This window comes from Occultella gossypii (genome assembly GCF_019947135.1).
Taxonomy (GTDB): Bacteria; Actinomycetota; Actinomycetes; order Actinomycetales; family Beutenbergiaceae; genus Occultella; species Occultella gossypii.
In genome coordinates this window covers 22352-28485 of record NZ_JAGSHT010000019.1, presented here as the reverse complement: position 1 = coordinate 28485, position 6134 = coordinate 22352, and the positions used below count along the sequence as shown (strand labels likewise).

Annotated in this window: 5 protein-coding genes; all 5 read left to right on the top strand. The window is 68.6% G+C overall.

The window, feature by feature from the left end; all coding sequences use genetic code 11:
• Window positions 1-136 precede the first annotated feature (136 nt).
• The 5 genes from KCQ71_RS20070 to KCQ71_RS27745 all read left to right on the top strand — a co-directional run bounded on the left by KCQ71_RS20070 (window position 137) and on the right by KCQ71_RS27745 (window position 6043).
• Window positions 137-982, top strand: coding sequence for a carbohydrate ABC transporter permease (locus KCQ71_RS20070; protein ID WP_223409283.1), 846 nt, complete (start codon window positions 137-139; stop codon window positions 980-982).
• 70 nt (window positions 983-1052) lie between these two features.
• A complete protein-coding gene (locus tag KCQ71_RS20065) occupies window positions 1053-1886 on the top strand; it encodes a carbohydrate ABC transporter permease (protein ID WP_223409281.1) in 834 nt (277 codons plus the stop codon).
• Between the two features lie 61 nt (window positions 1887-1947).
• Complete coding sequence (locus KCQ71_RS20060; RefSeq protein ID WP_223409279.1) at window positions 1948-3594, top strand: FAD-dependent oxidoreductase; 1647 nt, start codon at window positions 1948-1950, stop codon at window positions 3592-3594.
• Window positions 3595-3649: 55 nt separating this feature from the next.
• Window positions 3650-5110 (top strand): arylsulfatase, encoded by a 1461-nt coding sequence (locus KCQ71_RS20055; RefSeq protein ID WP_223409277.1) that lies wholly within the window; start codon window positions 3650-3652, stop codon window positions 5108-5110.
• 402 nt (window positions 5111-5512) lie between these two features.
• On the top strand, window positions 5513-6043 hold the full coding sequence (locus KCQ71_RS27745) for a hypothetical protein (protein WP_308116668.1): 531 nt from the start codon (window positions 5513-5515) through the stop codon (window positions 6041-6043).
• The last annotated feature ends 91 nt before the right edge of the window (window positions 6044-6134 follow it).

The following is a 6134-nucleotide window of genomic DNA, read 5'->3' as shown; positions in this document are numbered from 1 at the left end:
CCTCCTCCCCCCGCCCCCGCCGGCCCCCCCCCCCCCCCCCCCGGGCCCCCCCCCCCCCCCCCCCCCCCCCCCCCCCCCCCCCCCCCCGCGGCCGGCGCAGCGCAAGCGCAGCAGGCTCCACAGCCCCATGGCCCGGATGGGGATGCTGTTCGTCATCCCCGCCGCGTTGTACGTCGTCATCTTCCAGCTCGGCCCGGTCGTGTACGGCCTCGTGCTCAGCTTCAGCGCCTACTCACCCCTGGACAGAGGCGGTCCGGAGTTCGTCGGCTGGGACAACTACACGTCGATCTTCACGGACGCGTCGTTCGCCCGTGCGATGGGCATCACCGGGCGGTACGTACTCCAGGTGCTTCCGTTCACCGTCGCGATAGCGCTCGGCCTCGCGCTGCTGTCCAACCGTGTGTTCCGGGGTGTCGGACTGTTCCGGACCGGCCTGTACGTGCCGCATGTCGTCTCGCTGACGGCCGTCAGCATGGTGTGGCTCTGGATCTACTCCGACACCGGGCTCGTGAACCAGGTGCTGGACTTCCTGGGACTCGCGCCCCAACGGTGGCTCACGACTCAGGACGCCGCTCTCAACGCGGTCTCGGCAATGCGCATCTGGAAGGCGCTCGGGAGCAACATGGTGCTCCTGCTCGCCGGGCTCCAGACAGTGCCGAAGGACCTGTACGAAGCAGCCAAGATGGACGGCGCGAACACCTGGCAGCAATTCCGCGCCGTCACGCTGCCCGGGCTCCGGCCGATGCTGACCTACGTCGTCGCGATGGACATCATCTTCCTCGCCCAGGGATTCCCCGAGATCTTCGTGCTCACCCAGGGCGGGCCGTACGGGAGCACAACGACCGTCAACTACCTCATCTACACCGAGGCCTTCCAGTACAACCAAATGGGCAGCGCCTCGGCGATGGCTTTCGTGCTGTTCGCGTTCATCGCGGCCTTCACGATCGTCGCGATCCGCGTCGGACAAGGAAGGCGGACCTGAGATGGCCCTCAGACCTGGAGTACCAGCGGCATCACAGGTCGTCCCTGTTCGCCGTCGCCGGAGGAACCCCGTGTGGCCGCGCGCGCTCACCCTGGGGCTGGTCACGCTGGCCGTACTCTTCCCGTTCTGGTGGATGATCAGCCTCGCGTTCACTCCCGAGGGACAGCCGGTCAGCCTGATCCCCGCGGAACCTACGGTCGAGAACTTCCAGATCGCCGTCCAAGCCGCGAACCTCGACACGGCGTTCAAGAACTCCACGATCGTCACAGTGGTGGCGGTGCTCACGAACTGCATCGTCCCCGTGATCGCAGGCTACGCCTTCGCGCACCTACCGTTCCGCGGGAGTTCGATCGTCTTCTACGGGCTGCTGTCCACCGTTGCGATCCCGGGTTCCGTGACGCTCATCCCGCTCTTCCTCATGGCGAAGAACTTCCCGCTCGCGGGTGGCAACGACATCCTCGGAAGTGGCGGGAGCGGCCTCCTGGACTCGGTCGGCGGCCTCATGCTGCCCTACCTCGTCGGGACCATGAACATCTTCCTGTCGCGGCAGTACTTCGCGTCGATGGACCGCGACTTCGCGGAGGCGGCCCGAATCGACGGCGCCGGCGAGCTGCGGATCTTCGCACAGATCTACCTGCCGATGGCCAAACCGCTCCTCGCGCTCGTCGCCGTGTTCTCGTTCACCGGCGTGTGGGACGACTTCCTCTGGCCGCTCGTCGTCTCCACGTCCGAGCGCAGCACGACCGTCCAGCTCGCGATCACGACGTTCGCGTCGAGCGGGGACGTCAAGTACGGCGCGCTCATGGCCGCCACGATCCTGGTCACGATCCCGGTGCTGGTGGTGTTCCTCGTGAACCAGCGAGGCTTCATCTCCGGTCTCGCCGAGGGCGGGATCAAGGGCTGACGCCGCGTCGCCCCGACCTCATTCCCAGCCTGACCTCCGAACGGAAAGCGAGACCCTTCACGTGCCCCACCACAGCGCAGACGTCCTGATCATCGGTGGCGGATTGGGCGGTGTGGCCGCGGCCCGTGCCGCCCTCACCCTCGGAGCCTCCGTCATCCTCACCGAGGCGGAGGAGTGGCTCGGTGGCCAGCTCACCTCGCAGGCGGTGCCGCCGGACGAGAACCCGTGGATCGAGGACTTCTCCTCGGCGGGCTACCGGGAGCTGCGCGATCGGATCCGCGAGCACTACCGGAGCCACTACCCCTTGACGCCCGAGGCACGGGCCGACGAGCGCCTCAACCCGGGCGCCGGGTTCGTCTCCGCGCTGTGCCACGAGCCGCGCGTGGCTGCGGCGGTCCTGGACGACATGCTCGCGGAATGGCTCGCCAACGGTCGCCTCACGGTGCTGCGGCGGCACGAGCCGGCCTCGGTCACCCGATCGGAAGACCGGGTGACCTCGGTGACCGTGCGAGACCTCGCGACGGGCGAGCGGCGGGTGCTCGCGGGCTCGATCGTGCTGGACGCGACCGAGCTCGGCGATCTTCTCGAGCTGGGAGGTGTGCCACACGTCATCGGCGCGGAGTCGCGCTCCCAGACCGGCGAGCTGCACGCCCCCGAGATCGCCGACCCGATGGACCAGCAGGCCATCACCTGGTGCGCCGCGCTCGAGTACCGCGCCGGCGAGTCGCACGTCATCGACGAGCCTGCCGGCTACGCGCACTGGCGCGACACGGTGGACCCGCGCTGGCCGGGCCCGCAACTGTCCTGGAGCGACATCCACCCGATCACCCTTGAGGAACGGTACCGGCCGCTTTTCACCAGCACTCCCGAGGCCGCTGTCCACGAGGCCGACCGCGACCTCTGGCACTACCGACGCATCGTGGCCCGCCAGCACCTCGAGCCGGACTATCCCGGTGGCGAGATCACGCTCGTCAACTGGCCGCACGTCGACTACTGGGAGCTGCCGCTCCTGGGCGTGCCCCCCCAGACGCGCCAGCAGGCGGAGCTCGCGGCGCGCGACCTCACGCTTTCATTCGTGCACTGGGTGCAGACCGCGGCGCCCCGGTCGGACGGCGGGCACGGCTACCCGGAGCTGCGGCTCGCCGGTGAGGTCCTGGGCACTGACGACGGGCTGGCGCGGGCCGCCTACATCCGCGAGTCCCGGCGCATCAGGGCGATCTTCACAGTGACGGAGGAGCACATCGGCTGCGAGATGCGCGGCGTCGCCGAGGGCTCCGAGGTCTTCACCGACACTGTCGGCATCGGGCACTATCGGATCGACCTGCACCCGTCGACGTCGGGTCGGACGTACGTCGATATCGCGTCATTCCCGTTCCAGATCCCGCTCGGTGCCCTCATCCCGGTCGGGACCGCGAACCTCCTGGCGGCGAACAAGAACATCGGGACGACGCACATCACGAACGGGGCGTACCGGCTCCATCCCGTGGAGTGGTCGATCGGGGAGGCAGCGGGCGCGCTGGCCGCGCAGTGTCTCGCCACCGGTTCGGCGCCGGCGACGGTCCGGGCCCGCGCGGAGGAGCTGCGCGCGTTCCAGGGGTTGCTCGCGGGTGAGCTCGGTGTGCCGCTCGCCTGGCCGGACGAGATCCGGCGGACGGGACGCCCCGACGCCGTCCCGGCACCGGCCCGAACCGCGGGATCCGCTTCGTGAGGCCGGCCGAGCGAGGACTGTGGGGCGAGGAACGAGCGCAGGAGGATCACGACCGATGAGACCGGACACCCGCCCGAACGTGCTACTGATCATGGCTGACCAGTGGCGTGGCGACTGCCTCTCGGTCGCGGGGCATCCGACGGTGAGCACGCCGTTCCTCGACCGCCTCGCGCGCGATGGCACGCGCTACACGAAGGCGTACTCCGCGACACCGACGTGCACCCCGGCGCGGGCGTCGCTGATGACAGGGCTGCGTCCGGCCACGCACCGGCGCGTCGGGTACGAGGACCACGTGCCGTGGGACTATCCGACGACGCTGGCCGGCGAGTTCACGCGCAACGGCTACCAGACGCAGGCCGTCGGCAAGATGCACGTGTTCCCGGAGCGCGCACAGCTGGGATTCCAGAACGTCATCCTGCACTCACCGCTGGGTATCGTCCGGTCTGCGCGCCGGCGCGGCCTGGATCCGGATCTCATCGATGACTACCTGCCGTGGCTCAGGCTCCGGCTCGGCCGGGACGCGACATTCTTCGACCACGGGCTCGACTCCAACTCGTGGGTGGCCCGGCCTTGGGACAAGCCCGAGCACCTCCACCCGACGAACTTCGTCGCGAGCGAGTCGGCCGACTTCCTGCGGCGGCGAGACGCCATGAAGCCGTTCTTCCTGTTCGCCTCGTTCAACGCCCCGCACCCGCCGTACGACCCTCCGGCGTGGGCATTCGAGCAGTACATCGACGCGAAGATGCCCGATCCGCCGGTCGGGGACTGGGCGGCCAGGCTCGGCGAGTGGGCCAAGCCCTGGGATCCGACGGCGCTCGTCGGCGAGGTCCCCGACGAGGCGCTCCGGAGAGCGCGGGCCGGGTACTACGGGCACATGAGCCACGTGGACGCTCAGATCAACTTCCTGCTCGAAGAACTGGCGCACCGCGGCCTACGGGAGAACACGGTGGTCTGCTTCCTCGCCGACCACGGCGAGATGATCGGCGACCACCACCTGTTCCGTAAGGGGTTCCCCTACGAGGGGTCGGCGCGGATCCCGATGATCCTTCAGGGCCCGGGCATCCCCGGCGGCGAGGTGCGCGACGACGTCGTCGAGTTGGGTGACGTCATGCCGACTCTGCTGGAGGCCGCCGGTCTCGCCGTCCCGGAGACGGTCGAGGGGCGCAGTTTCCTGCCCTCGACCCTCGCCACCGCCGATCCGCGGCCGTGGCTCCACGGCGAGCACACGCTCCTCGGACAGTCCTTCCAATGGCTCACCGACGGCCACGAGAAGTACATCTGGTGGAGCGGGACGGGCCACGAGCAGTTGTTCGACCTCGACGCCGACCCGACCGAGTCCCACGACCTCGCCTCCTCACCGGGTGCGGAGGCACGCGTCGCGCGGTGGCGCGACGTGCTCGTCGGGGAGCTCCGAGGTCGCGAGGAGGGCTTCTCGTCCGACGGTCACCTGGTGCCCGGACGACCTGTCCGACCGACCCTCCGCCGTCCGGCCGCATCGACCTCGCCCCGGCCCTGAGCAACGAGGGGGCGCACGTTGATATATTTCCGATTTTGAGGGGTCCATCCAACACGGATTCGACGGGTTGGATTGGCAATGATGTAGACGAATGACAGTAATGTTCACCCGTGGACCCGTACAGAAGGGTTGCCGTCGGGTAATTGCTGGCGACCCACGCGTTGTTGGCCGCCCGGGCGGCTGTCGAGATTTCGGCTAGCGATCGCACCGTAACGCTAGTGCCATCTGGGCTCGTCACCGTCGCCATCGTGCCCAGTTCAGCCAGAGTGCCACTATTCACCCCAAAGCCCAGCACTCTCTCGAACTGCTCAGGTGCCTCAAGCTGATCGACGCTTGTGTCCCTGAGGGCGAGCAGCGTCTGTTTGGTCAGCAGACAGGGTAGTGGTGTGTCCACTGATCGCCATGGTGGCGAGCCTCCAGGTCATACTGGTCGTACGCCGCTATCGCGTCATATTTCGCTTCAGCCGCCGCAGCGACATCCGTCCGTTTCAGAATTTCTTCAAACGCCGGGAAGTTCTGGACAAGTTGCGTTCGACGAGCTTGCTGCTGGTCACGGCAGTAGATGCCCCGAGTCTGGGCGGTGTCGCCGACGCAGGGCCGCCGACGAGCCGCGCACCGAACGCCTCCCGGTGGCGCACCCGCCAGAGTGCCTCGGCCTCCGACTGCCGCATGCCGGCGGTGCCGCCGAAGACGCGGTCGAGCCGGGTGCGGGCCACCACCGATGATGGTCCGCACGCCGCGGCTGGGCTCGCCGACGAGGTGTCCCACGGTCCCGTCGAACTCGACCTCGCTCCAGCCGTTCGACCGCTTCCCGAGCTTGTCCTTGAGTCAGGCCACGTCGGTGCCGCCCCGGAGGTGCGGGCAACCACCAGGAACGCGTCCGACATCGGTGCCGAGCAGAACCGCGTGGATCTGTGGCGACGATCGGAGTAGTGTTGAGGTAACCGCCGTATCTCCCGCCGACTGCGCCCGTCGGACGGCCGATGCGGAAGTCACCAACGACCTGCACCCTCGGAGGTCAGAG